This is a genomic window from Sporomusa sp. GT1, from assembly GCF_014634905.1.
GTDB lineage: Bacteria > Bacillota > Negativicutes > Sporomusales > Sporomusaceae > Sporomusa > Sporomusa sphaeroides.
The window spans coordinates 128899-148112 of sequence record NZ_BMBX01000006.1; the positions used below are offsets into that span (position 1 = coordinate 128899).

Sequence of the window (19214 nt, forward strand, 5' to 3'; positions counted from 1 at the left end):
CTAATAGACATCACTATTACATTATTTTTACCATTGATATTAATTATCATTATCACTAATAATATCCTATTTATCCCTTTTTTCCTATGACAAACAGGATAACTTTTATGGTATTCGGGATACTTAATAATAACGCAGAATGACACTAAGTCATTCTGCGTTATCATTTCGATAAGGAACTTTATACCAGGCAGCATACATAACAGGCAGTATTAACAAAGTAAGTATTGTTGCCCCAAAAAGCCCACCGGCTATAGCTACTGCCATAGGACCCCAGAAATCATTGGAAACTAATGGTATCATCGCCAAAATTGTCGCTGCCGCCGTAAGCATAATTGGCCTAAAACGGGAAACAGCGGCATTAACAATAGCATCCCAAGGATGTTCGCCAGCTTCTGTATGTTTTTCAATTTGATCAATGAGAATAACAGAATTCCGCATGATTATTCCCGATAAAGCCAAAATAGCCAGCTGCACGACAAATCCCATTGGTCTGTCAGTCAATAACAAGATAATACTAACCCCAATCAGCCCCATTGGTGCGGTAAGTAAAGTCAGCAGCATTTTAGGAATATTTTGTATCTGTAACATTAGCAAAGTAATAATCGCTAAAATCATGACAGGCACAAGCTGCATTACCCAGCCATTTGCTTTCAAACTCATCTCCAAAGAGCCGCCAATATCGATACTATAACCATTAGGCAACCCTGCCCGCAGCTCAGCCAAACTGTCATAAACTGCCTGAGTGGCATTATTACTAAGTATGCCTTCAATTGTATTTGCTTGCACAGTAATTGTTGGCTGTAAATCACGCCGCCAAATTAATCCTTCCTCAGCGGCATAGCTAATATTAGCAACCTGCGCTAATGGCACATAACCATTACCTGCCGGAACATTTATATTCTTAAGCAAGCTCAGATTATTGCGACTCTCCTGATCAAGTCTAAAAACAATACCGATAGTCCTGTCTTTTTCCCTAAATTCGGCAATAGCAGTACCTGATAACATCGCTTGAAGATTAGCAGCAAGTGTTTGATTATCAACGCCTAACATTCTTGCTTTATCTTGATCAATTTCAAGTTTTAAAATCTGGCTTTTTTCGCTCCAATCAAGAGTAACCTCTGTTATGATTGGATTATTATTCATTTCACCTACAACTTGTTCAGCTATTTTACGTACCTGATCATGATCTTTTCCTGTTACTCGCAAATTAACCGGATAAGGATAAGACGGACCTGTTTTTAAAAATTTTACATTACCGCGTACTTCCGGAAATTCAGTGCTTAATAATTCTCTGGCCTTTTTAGCCAGCTTATCCCGAACAGCTATATCTTTAGCAACAATAACAAATTGAACTAAATTAGTATTAGGAAATTCCGCATCACCTGTTAAAATAAATCTTGGTGCTCCTTTGCCGACATAATAAGAATAGTTTGTCAGCTCAGCCTCCCTGGTCAGCTTCTCAATAAAACGTTTAGCCTCTCGCTCAGTAGCTTTCACAGAAGCTCCTTGTGGTAACCGCATATCGATAACAATTTCCGGTCGCGAAGATTCTGGAAAGAATTCTTGTTTAACAATACCCATTAAAAATATCGAACCAATAAACGCAGCTAAAGTACTGATTAATACTTGCTTGCGATGAGATAAACACCAAATTAAAATGCTTTTAAACTTATTGTAAAAGCGGGTATTATACATATCATTTTTTATTAAACTCGCATCAGAAGAACTTTTTAATAAACTATAACCCAACAACGGTGTTACTAATACCGAGACAACCCAGGAAAGCAAAAGAGCTATCGTAATTACCCAAAAAATACTGCCGATAAATTCAGAAGCTGTTCCCTCAGAGAAGCCCATAGGAATAAAACCGGCGCAGGTAATTAATGTCCCGGTAAGCATGGGGAAAGAAGTAACCCTATAAGCATAACAAGCAGCTTCAAAACGCGCCATTCCCTCTTGCAGCTTAACTTTCATCATCTCAATGGCAATAATAGCATCATCAACCAGTAAACCTAAAGAGATAATTAATGCTCCTAAAGAAATTTTATGAAGATCTATTCCGAGCAATTTCATAACTAAAAAGACACCACAAATAACCAATGGAATACCCAGAGCCACTACCAGTCCGGAGCGTACCCCCAAACTAAAAAAGCAAACAAGCAAGACAATGATGATAGCTTCCGCCAAAGACCTGACAAAATCATTAATTGCTTGCTGCACAACTTCCGGTTGATTAGCGACAATAGCCAGCTCCATACCTACAGGCAGTTGCTGTTTGATTGCTAAAAGAGCATTATCTAAGTTCTCACCAAGTTTAATAATGTTTCCGCCTGTATCCATCGACAAAGCCAAACCAATTGCCGGTTGACCATTAAAAAACATTTTAGGGTCAGCCGGATCACTGTAATTGCGATTAATCTTAGCAATATCGGCTAAACGAAAACTTTGCCCCTTAGCATAAATCGGCATATTTTTTAAGTCTTCAAGATTATCAAATCTACCACTGATTCGTAAATGCAAATTACTTGTCTCAGTTTCGATCATACCTGAAGAACTCATAACATTATGGTTATACACAGCGTTCATCATATCGGAAGGAGCAAGGCCCAACTGTGCTAATTTGGCATTGTCCATTTCAATATATATTTTTTCAGTTTGAACGCCTTGCAGCTCAATTTTTTTAACACTAGGAATGTTAACCAGCAAACGCCGAATCCGCTCAGCCTCTTCTCTCAGTTCTTCATAACTGTAATCAGGCCCTGTCAAAGCGTAAATGCAGCCAAAAACATCATCAAACCGATCATTACAAAAAGGACCATTTACGCCTGCCGGTAAGGTATATTTAATTTCCTCAACCATATTGCGCACTTCAAACCACGTTTGCCGGACCTGACTGCCTTTAACCTCATCTTCTTTTAAGGCAACATAAATAATGCACTGCCCTGGTGTTGAATAACTCATTATATAATCAAGCCCTGGCGTATCCTGCAATCTTCTTTCCAATTTATCGGTAACTTGCTCTTCCATTTGACGGGCAGTAGCTCCAGGCCAGCTGGCAGACACTACCATCAAACGTAAAGTAAAGTCAGGATCCTCCATCCGCCCTAAATCCTGATAAGAAGATATTCCGGCAATAAAAATGATAATAATAAAATAGTAAACTACTTGCTTGTGTTTAAGAGCCCATTCTGTTAAATTTATTTTTCCCATATCAATTACTACCAATAACTTTAATTTGTTGTTTTTCCTGCAATTTATGAACTCCCGCTGTCACGATAACTTCTCCGGCTTGGAGACCTGACAGTATTTGCACCAAATCATTATCCTGCAGGCCGACTTCAACAACCCGTAAAGTAACCACATTATCCTTAACGACCCAAACACAAGGTTGATGCTCTGTTTGATACAAAGCTGTCAGGGGAATAGTATTTACTACAGAATGCTCACCATTTTTCATCATAACCGAAGCAGTCATGCCCAAACTTACTGCAGGCGGCGGATTAACTAAGGAAATTCGGACTTTATAAGTACGGGTAAGGGCATTAGCCATCGGAGCAATTTCCCTGACCCGGCCTTCCACACTTACCCCGGGAAGAGCCCAAAATATTACTTCACATTCAGGAGCTTCTTTTACTTCTGGCAAACGATTCTCCGGCACATGAATCTCGATCTCCCGTTCGCCGTCATATACAAGCGTCAGCACCGTTTCACCGGCACTGACGACTTGCCCGGTTTCTGCGCCAATGTGAGCTACAACTCCAGCTTGTTCAGCAACCAACCGGGTATAACCCAGTTGGTTGGAACCTTGTTCGTATTGAGCAGTTGCTTGACGGCTTGCGGCGCTGGCCACATCATAAGCATTTTGATAATAATCAAGTTCCGCTCTGCTGATAGCATCCTGGGCATATAATTGTTTATAACGAGCTAAATTACTTTCTGCAAGTTTTTGCTGCGTTTGAGCAGCCGCTAGCTGCGCAGCATTGTTATTGATAACTTCTTTAACATCCTTAGGATCAATACTCATTAAAACGTCTCCCGCTTGTACAGCCATGCCCAAATCCACAAAACGGTTACTGACTTTACCTCCCACTTGAAAAGCCAACTGGCTTTCGTAACGGCCACGCACTTCACCGGCATAAGTATAAGCGGCAGTTTTGTCCGCGCTGCCTACAATTTGTGTCCGCACCAACGGAACATTAGCAGCAACTGACTTGCCTTGCTCCTTCCCCAAGAAACCGCCGCTAACCAAGCTAACTGCCACGATAGCTATTAGTCCGTAAAACCATTTTCTCTGTTTTAACTTCAGAAAACCTTTTACTTGCATTTTTCTTCCTTCTTCCCAATAACCATATATGACGTGCTAAAATTTTTGCAGGCGGGTGTCACCGCGCCACCCGCCTGCGCCTGCCAATTCTTTAACACGGAGTATATAGCAAGCAACAAAAATCATAACAATAAAATTACAGACGCGTTTCCACACCAAATACGAACTGGCGGGAAGACATTGGCTGACTGCCAACAGTATTCCATAAATAGGTAGTCTCATAAGCACGATTTGTTAAATTGTAGACCTTGGCATACGCTTTGATATCTTGGTTAACCTGATAGCTGGCACCTATATCAAGCACCCAATACCGTTTGGAGGAAAAAGCATTTTCCGGTACCACTATCGGGTTCCCGGCTGCATCTGCCGACCACATGCCTCTGGTAGAATTACGTCCTGTGGCACCGCGGCCCATAATATTGACATTCCAACGATCCTGATGATAATTGAAACCTAATTGATAATAATTGGGATTGCTGTTGGTAATATCATATTGTTCTCCCCAGCCATCGTCTCTATCTTGTCTTACTTTTAAATAAGAATAGCCTAATACCACATCCCAGGTATCTGAAAGCGGATGGTTAATCCGCAAATCTAACCCACGCTTCTTTTGTTTGGCGACATTAGCCATATAGGCGGTTGGCTTATTAGTAGTCGGTTCAATAGGATACTGATACTCAAACGCATTGTCTACATCGGTTTTAAACAAGCTTGCCTGTATTTTTGTCCCCCCAGACAACACGGTATTATACCCTAAGGTAAACGAATCGCCGGTTTCCGGTTTAAGGTTGGGGTTGGGAAGATACATAGGGTCCCAGCCCCTAAAAAAAGAAATTGCGTTAGGAGCGCGGAAAAATTGTCCCCAGGAAAAGTAAGCATTACTGTTATCATTTATTTCTTTATTAAGACTGAATCTGACAGTATTTTCACCATCATATTTATTACTGTCATCATGACGGAAGCCGCCGGTTAACGTCCATTTTGGCGCAAAATTCCAATGATCTTCTAAATAGAGCCCCAGCATCCGCAATTTATTTTCAGCATAGGGAGCCGAACGGTCATCAACCTTAGCCATTTTCCAGTCAAAGCCCCCAACGATCCTGTTATTTTTGCCCAACGGTCTGGATTGGTTCCATTCAACACCATATTCTTTATCCCTATATCTGCTCATTGAATTATAATTACCCATATACCAATCCATTCGATAATCATTTTGATAAATTTGGAAATTATTTGTAATAGTTTCTCCCTGTTTCCAACGATAAGCTAATGCTACATTATTTTGCTTGATATCTCGAAATGCTTTAGAGTCGTGAATTTCATACGGATTACCGTCCATATCATACCCGATCGTACCAGGCTTTGCGATGGGACTTCCGGCTTCTTCATCCACATGGTCATAATAAAAGGTCAACATTCTCTCTTTACCCAAATCATGATCAATGCGAACAGACGCATTATTTCTTTCAAATTTACTATTCGGCATTTTTACAACATCGCCGGTTTGATGATCCTTGTATTCATAGTGGTCTTGCGTCCAGCGGCCGGCAGTTATCATATAACTGGTTTTGCCGTCTTTACCGGTACTGCCGCCTGTCGTTATTCCATATTTTCTTGAATTCCAGCTGCCAAATTCCGAATAAGCGGTTGTCTTAGTTTCCGCACCTGTGCGCGTAATAATATTAATAACACCGCCAACAGCAGCACTTCCATACATTGTGGAAGCAGCGCCTCTGACGACTTCAATTTTTTCGATACTATCCACACTGGGCAGCATCCCCAAATTGTAGCCCAGACTGTTCTGTTCCAATTTCTGCTCCACATTAATTTTCCGGCCATTTACTAACACAATAATTCTGTTATCACCATTTAAAATAATGCCGCCGGCATCACCAACACTGCCGCCTTCATAATATACTTCCACACCGGCATCAATAAGTGCTTCAGCAACACTTTTTATACTTTTTTGTTCAATCACCGCCTGATCGATTACGGTAACATGCGCTGCCGTCTCACTGATTTTAGTAGGCATTCTACTGGCTGTTACCACATATTCCTCCATACTAAATTCTTGCATACTTGCCTGAGCCTCTATTGCCTGCTCATCTTGAGCCCCGTTAACAACAGCTTCCTCAGCAGCAGCGGCTCCGGCACAACCTAAAAATAAGGAACTGCTTAGTAATAAGTGCAATAATTTTTTCCCGGTGATTTTTGGTTTTCTCATTTTTTCTCTCTCCCCGTTGTGCGCACATTGTACGCTTCATAATTCATACCTGACTGATTTTCCAACTGCCGGCCTGCATTCTTCGCTGCCAGAAATCTTTATACTGTCCATCCACCTCAATAAGCCTTTCATGCACACCCTGTTGAACAATCCTCCCTTTGTCCAAGACTAAAATTTGATCAGCTTCCTTAATAGTAGATAAACGATGGGCAATAACCACTAAGGTTTTATTTCTGACAAGCTCACTAATAGCAGCTTGAATCTGCTTTTCATTATCCGGGTCTAAACTAGCTGTTGCTTCATCTAAAAGAATAATCGGCGCATCCTTTAAAATAGCTCTGGCAATAGATATACGCTGCTTCTCGCCGCCAGATAAAGATGAGCCTCCTTCACCAACAATAGTGTCATAGCCATTAGGTAATTCCATAATGAAATCATGACAGCAAGCCTTTTTACAAACCTCCATAATTTCGCTAAGCGTTGCCTCAGGCTTGGCTAATCTTAAATTATTCAAAATAGTATCATTAAACAAATACACATCTTGAAAAACCATGCTAATATTCTTAAGCAAACTATCGAAAGTCATTTCTTTACTATCAACACCGCCTATTTTAATGGCTCCGCCTTGAACATCCCAAAACCGGGCAATCAAATTAGCAATAGTCGTTTTGCCGCTGCCGGATTTACCAACTAGAGCAGTCATACTATTCTCCGGCACAACAAAACTAACATTGTGTATTATTGGTTCTTGCTCATAAGCAAACGAAACATTGTTAAATTCAATGTCAAATTTATTTAAAACAATATCTTTACCATCTTTATCAACATTTTCTATATTACAAATGGAATCAAAACGGTCCAAAGCATTTTTCATAATATTAATCATGACACTAAGTACATTTATAGTTTTAAAGGGCAGATATATTTGAAATGCAAAAATTATCATCACCAGCAGCATTGATAATTCCATTGTCTTATTAAAATAGAAATAGGCTGAGGCAAATACAGTAAGCGTGGTACCAAGTGCTAAAGCCCGGTCAAAATTTATACTTGGCGGAATAAACTCTTCTTCAAAGTTAATATTTACATCACGATGGTTTTTAAACTCTTGATAGATTCTCTCTGTTCTTTCTGCCGTCATATTAAAGGATTTAATCACTGAAATACCTTTTACATATTCTAAAACAGCGCTAATAAGTCTGGACTGACTTTCCTGCCTGTCGGCAGCACGAACTACAATAACTTTTTCAACTTGTTTCAAAGCCAAAGAGGCTAATATAAAAGTAAACAGCGAAATAAAGCCAATACGATAATCAAACGTAAACAGCAAAATTACGCTGACTACAATCCCGAGATAACAAGAAACAACCTTGGACAGCACCGACATGGAATGTTCTTCAATAAAAACCAAATCAGAAGTAACCACTGCTGTAATTTTACCTATGTTTCCATCGGAAAAATATCCCATTGGCAGCCTTTTCAAACGGTCACCCAGCTTTAATCTTTCTCTGGCAAAAATCTCATAACCGGTACTGCTTTGTAGGCCATCTATCCATCTTTTTAGCAAAGCTCTTATAAGAATACTAAGTACAATAACCAAAGCTACCAGTTGGACATCTTGAACTGTAATATTATTGGCAGATATTTTAATCAAAACAACTAACACGGCTAAAATCGGAACTTGACCCAAAAAGGCTTCAAAAGTACTAAGAAAAAAAGCAAACTTTATCCGCAGGGAATATTCACCGGCCAGTGTCAAAAGCCTATTGATGATCTTAAACATGTTCCACCTCCTTAACCTTGATTCCCCACTGCAAGGTTTCCATGTGAGAATTCCATAAATGATGGTATGCGTCTGAGGACTGCAGCAATTGTGAGTGGGTTCCCTCACCAATTAAAACACCTTTATCCAGTACAATAATCTTATTGGCATCGGCAATAGTGGAAAGCCTATGAGCAATAACAATTACTGTCTTGCCAATGATCAATTTATTTAAAGCTGCTTGAATTTTATCTTCATTTTCAGGATCGGTAAAAGCAGTCGCTTCATCTAAAACAATAATCGGCGCATTCTTTAAAATTGCTCTGGCAATACTAATTCTTTGTTTTTCTCCCCCGGAAAATTTATTGCCGTCCTCACCGGCAATAGTGTCGTAGCCTCTGTCCAATTCAGTGATAAAGTCATGACACATAGCAGCTTTCGCGCACGCAATAACTTCCTCATTGGTTGCACCCGGGCGGCCAATTCGAATATTTTCCATAACCGTAGTATTAAACAGGTAAACATCCTGCGAAACATAACTGACAATATCCATCAATTCTTCAAAAGAAAAATCATGTATATTGACTCCCCCGATAGTTATCTCTCCTGCTTTCACATCCCAAAAATGCACCAATAATTTAGCCAACGTGCTTTTGCCACTGCCCGAAGCACCAACAATGGCAGTAACACTATTTTCCTTAGCTGTAAAAGAAATATTGCTGATAACATTTTGCTCTTCATAGCCAAAATAAACATTACGGAATTCTACGTCATAATGAGCAGGCTTGATATTTTTATTTAAAGTAATTAATTCCTGACCACTGAATGTTTTCTCCAACTGCTCTATTTTGTGCTTTAACACAGGAATAGTGGGCATAAAGTCAACCAACCTAAGTAACGGCTGCCCCAGCCCCATAGACAAAAGCAAAGAAAAAGCCAGTACCGGCAAAGTCAATGTGCCATTAAGATAAAATAGTGTGCCTACAGGCAATAGAAATAAGATTGTACACGGCAGTATCGAACTATAAATAGCCATATAAGTCCATGATTCTTTGAACCAATCCAACGTATATTTTTTGTAATTTTCAATAGACACCACATAGTTTTCATAAGAGCTTGTGGTTCTATTAAAAATTTTTATAACTTCCATACCGGAAACATACTCAACAATAGTTGCGTTCATCTTACGGGCCGAATCATAATAATACCCCATCTTTTTTAAACTGCTCCGCATCATAATAAAAATCGGTATCATGCCAACAAATACCGAGGCAAGCGAAAGAAATCCCAGGCGCCAATCTAATAAAAATAAAACAATATAAACGATAATAGGTGTTATTACGAACGGAATACCCTCTGGGATCATATGAGCCAATAAGGTTTCGGTACTTTCAATATCATCAACAAAATTTTTCTTATAACTGCCTACTCCTCTTGCTTTTATATCTCCCATCGGTAATTTTGACATCTTTTCGGCAAATTTAATTCTCAATTCCATCAAAGTATCATAAGCTGCTTGGTGTGATGCCGTTAAGCCTTTATAAAATAAAAAAGATTGCAATAATAAACCAATAAATATTCCGGTCGATATAACTAATAAATAATTTAGAGTAACCGTATTTGATTCAATAAATCGAATCATCATATCATAAGTAAAAAGATAGGGAACAATCCCAGAAAAAGCACTGAGAAAAATTAAAAAGATCGCCAAATATGTCTTTTTTCTATGTTCTTTGGCATAAGAACATATCTTTATAAAACCACTCATAATGTAACCTCCAAATACAGTTGCATTTATAGTTGATATTGATTCTCATGATTAATAATAAAAAAATAATAGATTCTTTCACAAGAGCTGCTTTAATTCTAATGAACAAATTTCAAACATATGAGTTTCATAAACTTTATACAATTACACGCCCTGAATGCCAGCCGAGTGCCAATTCCCCAACTCTCATTCATAGTTATGCCTTTAAGCAGTGATTGAGATGAAACCCTAATGTTAGGCGACCATTGCTCCAATTGCTCATTATTATTAACCCAAAAATGCATCATTGCTCCCTTGTTGCCTGATTTCTCAACCATCCTATTAGAACCTTTAACCGCATATTTGGGCTCTGCATCAAAATATAATTCTCCACCGGAAAAACGCTGTGCCATAGCAGCAATTATTGTTTTTAACTGCTCTTCTTTAAAATAGTAAAAAACGCCTGCGGAAATAAAAACTATGCCATCTTCCATATTAAAAATTATGTCATCAAACCAAGACGGATCAAGGAAATTCTTAGCAATACAGGTATTTCGGGGAGTATCTTCAAGTAAACTCTTTCGATAAGCAATAGCATCCGGTAAATCAAGATTGTAATAATTAATGAGGCCATTATCAATTCTGGAAAAAGTCGTATCAAGACCGGCACCGATGTTTACTACAGTTGCTCTAGGATGCTTTGCAAGATAATTACGTATAGCATCATCAAATCTCCTCGCCCGGGCAATATATGTCAAGCCACTAAACTCTCCAAACGATTTAGCAACAGGCGCAAAATCATATTCACATTGTTTAATAAGCCGAATTGCATCCTGATCATCCAAAATAGCCGGATCTTTCCGACTATAAGTAGCGCGTCCCCAAAGAGGCAGCAGCATAGTTGATTCAACAGACTGAGATTTTAATACTACCGATGTACTCAATACAACTCCTCCATTTCTTCACTATATAAACCCATTGATGTATTAGTATTATTGATATTGATTGTCATACTCATTTATAAATGAGTATAACTGATTTATATTTTATTAGCTAAGACAAACAGGATAACTTTTATGGTATATAGCTCAATATCGTTAACCTTTAGCCGAACAAGCTATTTCCGCCATTTTTTCCCGTTGCCGGTCTAATTGCCTATAAGTAGATATAGGCAAAGGCAAATCGGTTCTCTGTCCCTTCATTTTGATGATTTTGGGCGGCGAACCGATCACCGTACAATCTTGCGGGACGTCTCGGTTTGCAATGACGGTTTGCGCGCCAATTTTGCTTTGACTGCCGATAGTAACCGGACCGAGAATTGTCGTACCGTGGCCAATATACACATCATCACCAATAGTAGGATGCCGCTTCCTTTTTTCCTTCCCTGTTCCGCCCAGCGTAACGCCATGAAACAGGGTGCAATTTTTTCCCATTTCCACTGTTTCGCCGATTACCACACCGCAACCGTGGTCGCAAAAGAACCCAGGCCCAATTTTTGCTCCCGGATGAATTTCTATTCCCGTAACAAAACGCATCAATTGCGAAAATAGGCGTGGCAAGAACGGTATGCCGAGGTGGTAAAGCGGATGAATTAAATATCGGTGGGCTGTTATCGCATGAAGGGAGGGATAGAGTAAAAATTCTACATTTTTGCAGGCCGGATCATTACGGTAAATGGCCTTAATGTCCTCAAATAAAGCAACCATCTTCTTCTGCCGCCTTTCCTTACAAAAATAAATTTTTCTCTCCATAAACCAGTTTCTACTAATGCTTGGTCTGGATGTCCATCTGCTTTAAAATGATATTGATTCTCATTGTCGCTAATAAAAAAATCATACCTCATTTTTCCGTCTTTCTTCTATGTCAAACAGGATAAGTTTTATGGTAAAAAGTATTAAGGCACAAAGAATGCGTTATTCCTTGTGCCTGGGCTAACTATCCATATGAAAATAAAGTTACAATTTCTTGCTATATTGTGACGGATTAACGCCATATTTTCCCCGGAATTTTTCCGCAAAATAACTTAAATCATTATAACCGACCAATAAGGCCGCTTCTGTAACCCGGAGTTTTTGGTCCTCGATCAGCAGACGCGCAAGCTCCAGCCGTTTGTCGATAATATAGGCATGAACCGGCAGTCCGAACAATTCCTTAAAGCCGATTTTTAGCTTATATTCATTCAGGCAGATCATTTTTGCCAGTTTTCCCAGAGTAGGCGGGGCTGCAAGATTTTCGTCCAGAATTTTCCTGGCTTTGTATAATGCCTCCCGGTCATAGGCGGAAACTTTGCCTGCCGAGGTTCTGGTCCCGTCTTCAAAAATAGCTTCGTCCAGATAGACGGCAACCAGCTCCAGTATTTTTCCTTCCAGATAGATTTTTTTCAGATGTTCCCGGTAGCGGCAATTCATCATTTCGTTGAGAATCAGACGAATGCCTGGGGAAGTTTTGCCATTACATAAGAAATTACGGCCGGCAAACAGGCTGTGATATGCATGGTCTTTGCCCCTGTGCTGCATAAAACCGGCAATAATGTCAAGATCAAACTCCACACAAATCCCCCAAAAACGCGAACCCGGATGATAGCTGCTGACACTGATGCCTTGGTCGCGGTTGAATATACAACTTTCCCCATAGGTGATTCCATATTCCCGTGGCGGTTTTCCCTCCACCTGCCACCAAAACCCCTCACCCAGACAAAAGGCCAGACTATACAAGGAGCTTTCCTGCTTCTCCCCCATGGTTATCCTTCTATAAAAAGTCATATCGCTGATGGATATCCGCAGGGAGGGTTTGACAACAATCCGCCGGAAATAACCTTCACCAACCGTTTCCGGTATCTTCATCTCCGTTTGAAACGAACTGGTTCTGTAAATATGATCAAGGTCGGCACATATCGGGCAGGCCTCATCCTGCGGATTAAATATCTGATTTTTTGACACGGCATTTTTTATCATGTCTATCGCCCCTTGGTATCGGTAAGTATATCAATGGAGGATATACGCCAAACTCATCCGGTTGTGGCGCGCCGGCGTTCCTAACCCGTAAAACAAAAGAGTTTTTTTAGTTCTGCCAGACTGTTGTCATTAAGAAAAAAATCGGCACCAACTCTGCCACCCGCCAGATTGACAATCCTGGTACAGGTGTGCATGATAAATTCATAATCATGCGTGATGACAAACACCGTTTTTCCCTGGGCCGCAACCTGTTGCAGCAGGGAGGCCACCCGCCGCATATTTTCCGCATCCAGACCACTGGTGGGTTCATCAAAAATCAATATATCCGCCCCCTTGACGATGGCCACGGCAATGGTCACCCGCTGCTTTTGGCCACCGGAGAGAGAGGCAGGATGACGGCTCTTAAAAGTGGATAAACCGAGTGTTTCCATCGTTTCCGCCACTTTTTCCGTCAAATCAGGCAGGCGCTCGTTGCCCAGACCCAGTTCTTCCTCGACGCTTTCGGTAAATAACTGATAGTCGGCATCCTGCATAACAAAATAGGATTTTTTTAGACGCTCGCCTGCTTTTGTCGGCCCGGAGCCAATGCGTATTTTCCCCTGCCGTTCGCTTACCAGTCCGCAGAGAATTTTCGCAAAGGTACTTTTGCCGGCACCATTCAAACCGGTAATACCAATAATTTCTCCTTGTCCGGCCATGAGACACAAGCCGTCGAGAATCCGTGGGCCGCCCTCATACCAAAACGTTGCATCCTCCAGTTGCAAACAGGCCGGCGGGGCGGCTAGCTCTTTGCCGCTGCACTGCAAAGGCAGTTTTTCCGGAAAAATGCATCTTAATCCTTTGTCAATCCGCTCATTATCAGACATAGCCAAAAAACTTTGCCGGTCATACTCGGCGGCAACTGTCCCACCCTCCATATAAACTACTTTGTCAACAAGGTCTTTCAGGTAATACAGGCGGTGTTCGGCGATAATGACGGTATGGCCCGCACTTTTCAGCAGGGCCAGGGCCTGCCTGAGTTCTTCCGTGGCTTGGTGGTCCAGATTGGCCGAAGGTTCGTCCAGCACATACACCGTGGGGCCTGCCGCATGGACAGAAGCGATGGCAATTTTCTGTTTTTCGCCGCTGGACAACTTGAACAGGCTTCTTTCCAGCAGCGGCTCAAGTTTCATGGCCGTTACCGTATTTGTAAGCCGCCGGAGCATTTCCGCTCTGGGTACGCCCATATTTTCGCAGGAAAAAGCAATCTCCGAGGTGGTGTCCACTGTAAAAAACTGCGAACGCGGGTCCTGAAATACCGAGCCGACTAGCCGTGCGAGCTGGTGCAGCTTCATATCACGGATACTTTTCCCGTCAATAAACGCCTCCCCGTGCAAAGTTCCTTCATAAAAATGTGGAATCAGTCCATTCAACAGCCTGGTAATGGTGGTCTTGCCGCAGCCGCTGCGGCCGCACAGCAGGACGAATTCCCCCGGTTTGATCTGTAAATTAATACCTGAAACACTTTCAGCCCGGTCCTCCTGATAGCTGAAATGCACATTCTTCAGTTCAATCACGCGCCCAGCCCCCTTAACGTCAAACGGGGAAATACATTTTTGTCAAGAATTTTTACATCAATGTTATGCTGGCTGGAAAACAAAATCAGTACAAACACCGCCTGCCGGATAACTGTTTCTAACTGCTGCACCTTTTACACCTCACAAGTTTTTTACGTCAATGCTTTGTTCTATCCAAGCAACGGATAGCCCGATAGCTTCCTTAAGCTCCGTACCGTGGTTATACACTCCCGGCCTTTGCAAAGTGTTTTGACAAAATCCACCGGCCCAGGAAAGCACATGTTCTGGATCCCCCGTGCAATCATGATATGATCCTCTATCAATGCATTGATAATGATTTTCATTTATATTATTATAACGAATCCTGTTACGATTGGCAACCCTTTCCATTTAACAGACTAAGAAAAGCCGCCGAGGTGCGCAAAACCTATATTTATTATCAGGTAAAGAAAACACTGTTTGCATCGGGCCTCTGACGACCGTAGTGCCCATATCTTGTTTAACAGAAAATTAACTTTCTGTTAAACTAAAGCAACTACTGTGTACCTGCATCCAGACACACAGTAGTTACCAATGAAAACAAACTACAACAACTTTTTGTTCACACTACCTGAACCTTATACTCGCGCAGCCAATGATCTGCCTGGATAAGGTAGGCAAACAACTGCGGCCCGCTCATCAATTGACCAAACCAGGGAATATTTGCGGCAGTCATAGGAGTCTGAGCCAGTTGCTTAAGCTTTTCAACATTCAGAATTTGCTGCAAGGGGGATGCCGGGTCTTGCAAAATAGCCAAGGCCTCCCCGATCACAAGCTCAGTATAGGCAGGGTTATGCGTTTTGGGGTAAGGACTCTTTTTCCGCCATAGCACATCGTCTGGCAAAATTCCCTCCATAGCGTGGCGCAACAGTCCTTTTTCTCTATTTTGATAATATTTCATGCTCCAGGGCACATTCCAAACATATTCAACCAGCCGGTGATCGCAGAAGGGTACCCTGACCTCCAGGCCAAAGGCCATACTCATGCGGTCTTTACGGTCCAGCAGGGTTGGCATAAACCGCGTAAGGCTGAGATAAAATATTTCACGCATTCTGGCCGAATGCGCATCCTCTCCCGGCAGGCACGGCACTTCTGCCAGCGCCTCCTGATACCGCTGAGCTACATAGTCGTCCGGCTTAATTCTGCTGTACAGGTCCGGATTTAGCCAGGAAATGCGAAATTCCGGCTGGAGCGACCAGGGAAAAGTCGTTGCCTGAATCATCTCTTCCCGTTGAAACCAGGGGTAACCGCCAAACACTTCATCGGCACATTCACCGGATAAAGCCACTGTGGCTCTTTTTTTGATTTCACGACAAAATAAGTATAGTGAAGTATCAATATCGGCCATGCCCGGCAGGTCCCGGGCCAAAACAGCAGGCTTCAGACTGGCTGCCAATTCCGGATTATCTAATACAATATTGTGGTGACAGGTGCCAAAATGTTCTGCTACCCTTGTGACCCAGGGAGCATCCGCATTGGGCTGAAAGCTATTTGCCTTAAAATATAGATCATTGTCCAGATAGTCTACCGAATACGTAGGCAAACTACCTAAGCCTTCCTGTTTAAAAGAGTTGGCCGCTAACGCCGTAAGCACACTCGAATCAAGGCCACCGGACAATAAGGTACAAACAGGCACATCTGACACAAGCTGACGTCTGGCAGCATCAAGCAAAAGCTCCCGAACCTGAGTCGCCGTTGCGGCGAAATCCTCGGTATGAGGTTTGGATACCAGCTGCCAGTAGGGTTTAATCCATTGTCCCTGCCGATTGTAAACCATAAAGTGTCCAGGCTTTAATTCCCGAACACCGCGGAACACGCCATGTCCCGGTGTCCGGGCCGGCCCAAGCATAAACACTTCCGCCAGCCCCTCTTCATCAAGCTCCGGCCGAATCAGGGGATTGGCAAGCAGGGTTTTTAACTCTGAACCAAAGATAAAACTGCTGCCACGTTCAGCGTAAAACAACGGCTTAACTCCAATACGGTCACGGGCTAAAAATAAGCTTTGCCTGGCTTCATCCCAAATACCAAAGGCATATATACCGTTAAACTTCTCAACACACGCCGGCCCCCATTCAATAAAAGCCTGCAGCAGTACTTCCGTATCACAATGGGTACTGAACGTATACCCCTTTGCTTCAAGCTCCTGCCTGATTTCCGGCGTGTTGTACAGTTCACCGTTATAAGTAATGACAAATTGCTGCGCACCGCGACAACGAATCATCGGCTGCGCACCTCCCACAGGGTCAATAACGCTAAGCCGCCGATGCCCAAGTGCCGCATGTGGCGTAATATAGGTCCCCTGCGCATCCGGCCCGCGTGCAGCCAGTGTAGCAACCATAGCTGATACAATATGGCTTTTCTCTGTTAGATTTCCATCCCAGTCAATCCAGCCGGTAATCCCGCACATATATCCATCATCTCCCTAAAAAAGTATTGCCTGTGGCGCCAAGCCGGTAAATCGGCACGCTCCACAGGCAACTTTGCCTCACATATTACATTACCTGCTTATAGATATGCATTAAGGCAAACAATTGTCACTATCGGTAAAAAAATATGTATGGTACGGCGTATCCGCGGATACGCTAGTTTTAATCACCCGATTCAATTAGGGAGGAATTGCTATGAACGAAACCAGACAAGCTTCCGAAGCAGTCACAACATCACAGACAACTGCACAGTCTGATGTTCAAGGCGCTGATATTGATAATGCCGGTGACCTCTACCAGGAAAGCGGTCTTGATGCCACCCAGGATACCCTCCGGACAAGCCATCTAAAGGCAGGCAATCAGCATGCCACAAATAATTTAGTAGCCAGAATGCTGTGGGGACATGAAGAAAAGGTCAATCTTAATATGCGGGTGTCCGAAGATGGCTCCTTAGATTTAAATGATGATGTAAGGTAAAGAAAACACCGGCTTGCGCCGAGCCTTTGGCGGGCCGAATTGCTATGCCATCCATGGCGCAATCGGAACTAGCGCTATCCAGGCGCGTCGCAGCGGAAGCCGATGTTGACCCTTATCCTGTTCTTAAGAAAGTTATACTTTCTGTTAGGTAAAAAAGTTGGAAAAAAGCAGGCCTGTACGGCCTGTTTTTTCCGCGAACAGTGACTTTTGTCACAGCTTATAGTGCATTTATTTGCTAAACTAAGTACAAAGATAACCAAAATCCCCAAATATAAGGAGGTTCTTTGCATGGAAAAGCAATTCATAAAAAATATCGAATTCAGTAAAGCCCTGGATATGGTTAACCTGGTAGACTATCAGCCTGGCAAAGTTGTGAGCCTGACCTTATCACAGAATAAAACCCTCAGTATGACACTGTTCGCCTTTGCCAAAGGTGAAGCCATCAGCAGTCACTCGGCTCCCGGCGATGCTATGGTGTACATCCTTGACGGCAAGGCGGAAATCACTATCGGTGGCGAGACAGTCACTGCAACAACCGGGCAGGTGGTTGTTATGCCAGCCGAAGTTCCTCACGCATTAGACGCTGTCGAGAACTTCAAAATGCTGTTAGTACTTGTTATGTAACGTCAATTGACAAAAACCCGCATTATTTCCCAGGAAATAATGCGGGTTTTTATGTTGAAATAAGGTTACTGTGACAAAACGTCGGCCAGGCGGTACAATTCCGGGTCAATATCTTTCTTCTTGCCGACAGCATCTGCAATCGGCACTTCCACACATTGTTGATTATGATAGCCAATCATAATACCACTCTTCCCGGCTAGCAGTGATCTGACGGCTGTTTCGGCCAGCCGGCTGGCCAGCAGCCTGTCGGCAACCGTGGGCGCCCCGCCGCGCTGAATATGGCCAAGCACCGATACCCTGGTTTCCAAACCGGTTTTAGTACGAATGTACTGACCTAATTCAATAGCACTGCCTGCCCCTTCGGCAACCACCATAATGCTGTATTGCTTGCCCTTAGCTCTCGATTCCAGCAGTTGCTTGCAAATATCCTCCCGGGAAAATGGCACTTCCGGAATGAGGATACTCTCAGCACCGCCCGCCAAGCCGGCAGTAAGGGCAATCCAGCCGCAATTTCTCCCCATAACCTCGACCAGCATGACCCGGCCATGGGCAGAGGCTGTATCCCGTAATTTATTAATGGCTTCAAGCGCAGTATTTACCGCTGTATCAAACCCAATAGTATAATCGGTGCCCCAGATGTCATTATCAATACTGCCTGGGAGGCCCACCATCTTTATTCCCATTTCGCCCAACTGCTTAGCGCCGGTCAGAGAGCCATCACCGCCAATTACAATAAGCCCCTCAATCCCATGGGATTGTAAGTTAGCCACCGCTTTCTGACGTCCGGGTAATGTTTTAAATTCCTCACTGCGGGCTGTTCCCAGGAACGTCCCGCCTTTTTGAATAATATCACCCACTGAGCGCGAATCCAATTTCGCCATAGTATCCGCAATCATGCCGGCATAACCGTTTTTAATTCCCCAGACTTCAACCCCATGGGCTAAAGCCACACGAACTGCCGCACGGATAGCCGCATTCATTCCCGGACAGTCACCGCCGCTGGTAATCACTGCAATTTTCTTCACATTACCACTGCCTCTCAATACCAAATTGCCGTGGATATCTGCTGTATTATTTC

14 protein-coding genes are annotated in these 19214 nt (G+C 42.7%); 2 read left to right on the forward strand and 12 right to left on the reverse strand.

Going from position 1 to position 19214, the window contains the following annotated elements; all coding sequences use genetic code 11:
• Positions 1–150: 150 nt before the first annotated feature.
• From GT1_RS10075 to asnB, 11 genes are all read right to left on the reverse strand, one after another.
• Positions 151–3213, reverse strand: coding sequence for an efflux RND transporter permease subunit (locus tag GT1_RS10075; protein ID WP_188398633.1), 3063 nt, complete (start codon positions 3211–3213; stop codon positions 151–153).
• A gap of 1 nt (position 3214) precedes the next feature.
• Positions 3215–4327 (reverse strand): efflux RND transporter periplasmic adaptor subunit, encoded by a 1113-nt coding sequence (locus GT1_RS10080; protein WP_188398585.1) that lies wholly within the window; start codon positions 4325–4327, stop codon positions 3215–3217.
• Between the two features lie 136 nt (positions 4328–4463).
• The gene (locus GT1_RS10085; RefSeq protein ID WP_188398586.1) at positions 4464–6551 is read right to left on the reverse strand and encodes a TonB-dependent siderophore receptor; all 2088 of its coding nucleotides are present in this window, start codon (positions 6549–6551) and stop codon (positions 4464–4466) included.
• 43 nt (positions 6552–6594) lie between these two features.
• On the reverse strand, positions 6595–8334 hold the full coding sequence (locus GT1_RS10090) for an ABC transporter ATP-binding protein (RefSeq protein WP_188398587.1): 1740 nt from the start codon (positions 8332–8334) through the stop codon (positions 6595–6597).
• Positions 8327–10081: an ABC transporter ATP-binding protein gene (locus GT1_RS10095; protein WP_188398588.1), complete on the reverse strand. Its 1755-nt coding sequence runs from the start codon at positions 10079–10081 to the stop codon at positions 8327–8329. The genes GT1_RS10090 and GT1_RS10095 overlap by 8 nt, the downstream gene beginning before the upstream one ends.
• Positions 10082–10179: 98 nt before the next feature.
• Positions 10180–11004, reverse strand: a complete 825-nt coding sequence (locus GT1_RS10100; RefSeq protein ID WP_223226162.1) for a class I SAM-dependent methyltransferase — start codon at positions 11002–11004, stop codon at positions 10180–10182.
• Between the two features lie 153 nt (positions 11005–11157).
• The gene (gene epsC, locus GT1_RS10105; protein ID WP_188398589.1) at positions 11158–11766 is read right to left on the reverse strand and encodes a serine O-acetyltransferase EpsC; all 609 of its coding nucleotides are present in this window, start codon (positions 11764–11766) and stop codon (positions 11158–11160) included.
• A 249-nt stretch (positions 11767–12015) separates the two neighbouring features.
• Positions 12016–13014, reverse strand: coding sequence for a helix-turn-helix transcriptional regulator (locus GT1_RS10110; RefSeq protein WP_188398590.1), 999 nt, complete (start codon positions 13012–13014; stop codon positions 12016–12018).
• A gap of 80 nt (positions 13015–13094) precedes the next feature.
• Positions 13095–14570, reverse strand: a complete 1476-nt coding sequence (locus GT1_RS10115; protein WP_188398591.1) for an ABC transporter ATP-binding protein — start codon at positions 14568–14570, stop codon at positions 13095–13097.
• Positions 14567–14701: a hypothetical protein gene (locus GT1_RS22530; protein WP_255430427.1), complete on the reverse strand. Its 135-nt coding sequence runs from the start codon at positions 14699–14701 to the stop codon at positions 14567–14569. The genes GT1_RS10115 and GT1_RS22530 overlap by 4 nt, the downstream gene beginning before the upstream one ends.
• Before the next feature lie 470 nt (positions 14702–15171).
• Positions 15172–17016: an asparagine synthase (glutamine-hydrolyzing) gene (gene asnB, locus GT1_RS10120; RefSeq protein ID WP_188398592.1), complete on the reverse strand. Its 1845-nt coding sequence runs from the start codon at positions 17014–17016 to the stop codon at positions 15172–15174.
• Positions 17017–17230: 214 nt separating this feature from the next.
• Between asnB and GT1_RS10125 the strand changes: the two genes are divergently transcribed.
• Entirely contained in the window at positions 17231–17512 is a 282-nt protein-coding gene (locus GT1_RS10125; RefSeq protein WP_188398593.1) for a hypothetical protein, read from the forward strand.
• A 288-nt stretch (positions 17513–17800) separates the two neighbouring features.
• Positions 17801–18136: a cupin domain-containing protein gene (locus tag GT1_RS10130; RefSeq protein ID WP_075753377.1), complete on the forward strand. Its 336-nt coding sequence runs from the start codon at positions 17801–17803 to the stop codon at positions 18134–18136.
• Between the two features lie 65 nt (positions 18137–18201).
• On the opposite strand, the gene pfkA is transcribed toward GT1_RS10130, so the two are convergent.
• Positions 18202–19161 carry a 6-phosphofructokinase gene (gene pfkA, locus GT1_RS10135; RefSeq protein ID WP_223226163.1) on the reverse strand — a complete coding sequence of 320 codons (960 nt, stop codon included), beginning with the start codon at positions 19159–19161 and terminating at the stop codon, positions 18202–18204.
• Positions 19162–19214 lie beyond the last annotated feature (53 nt).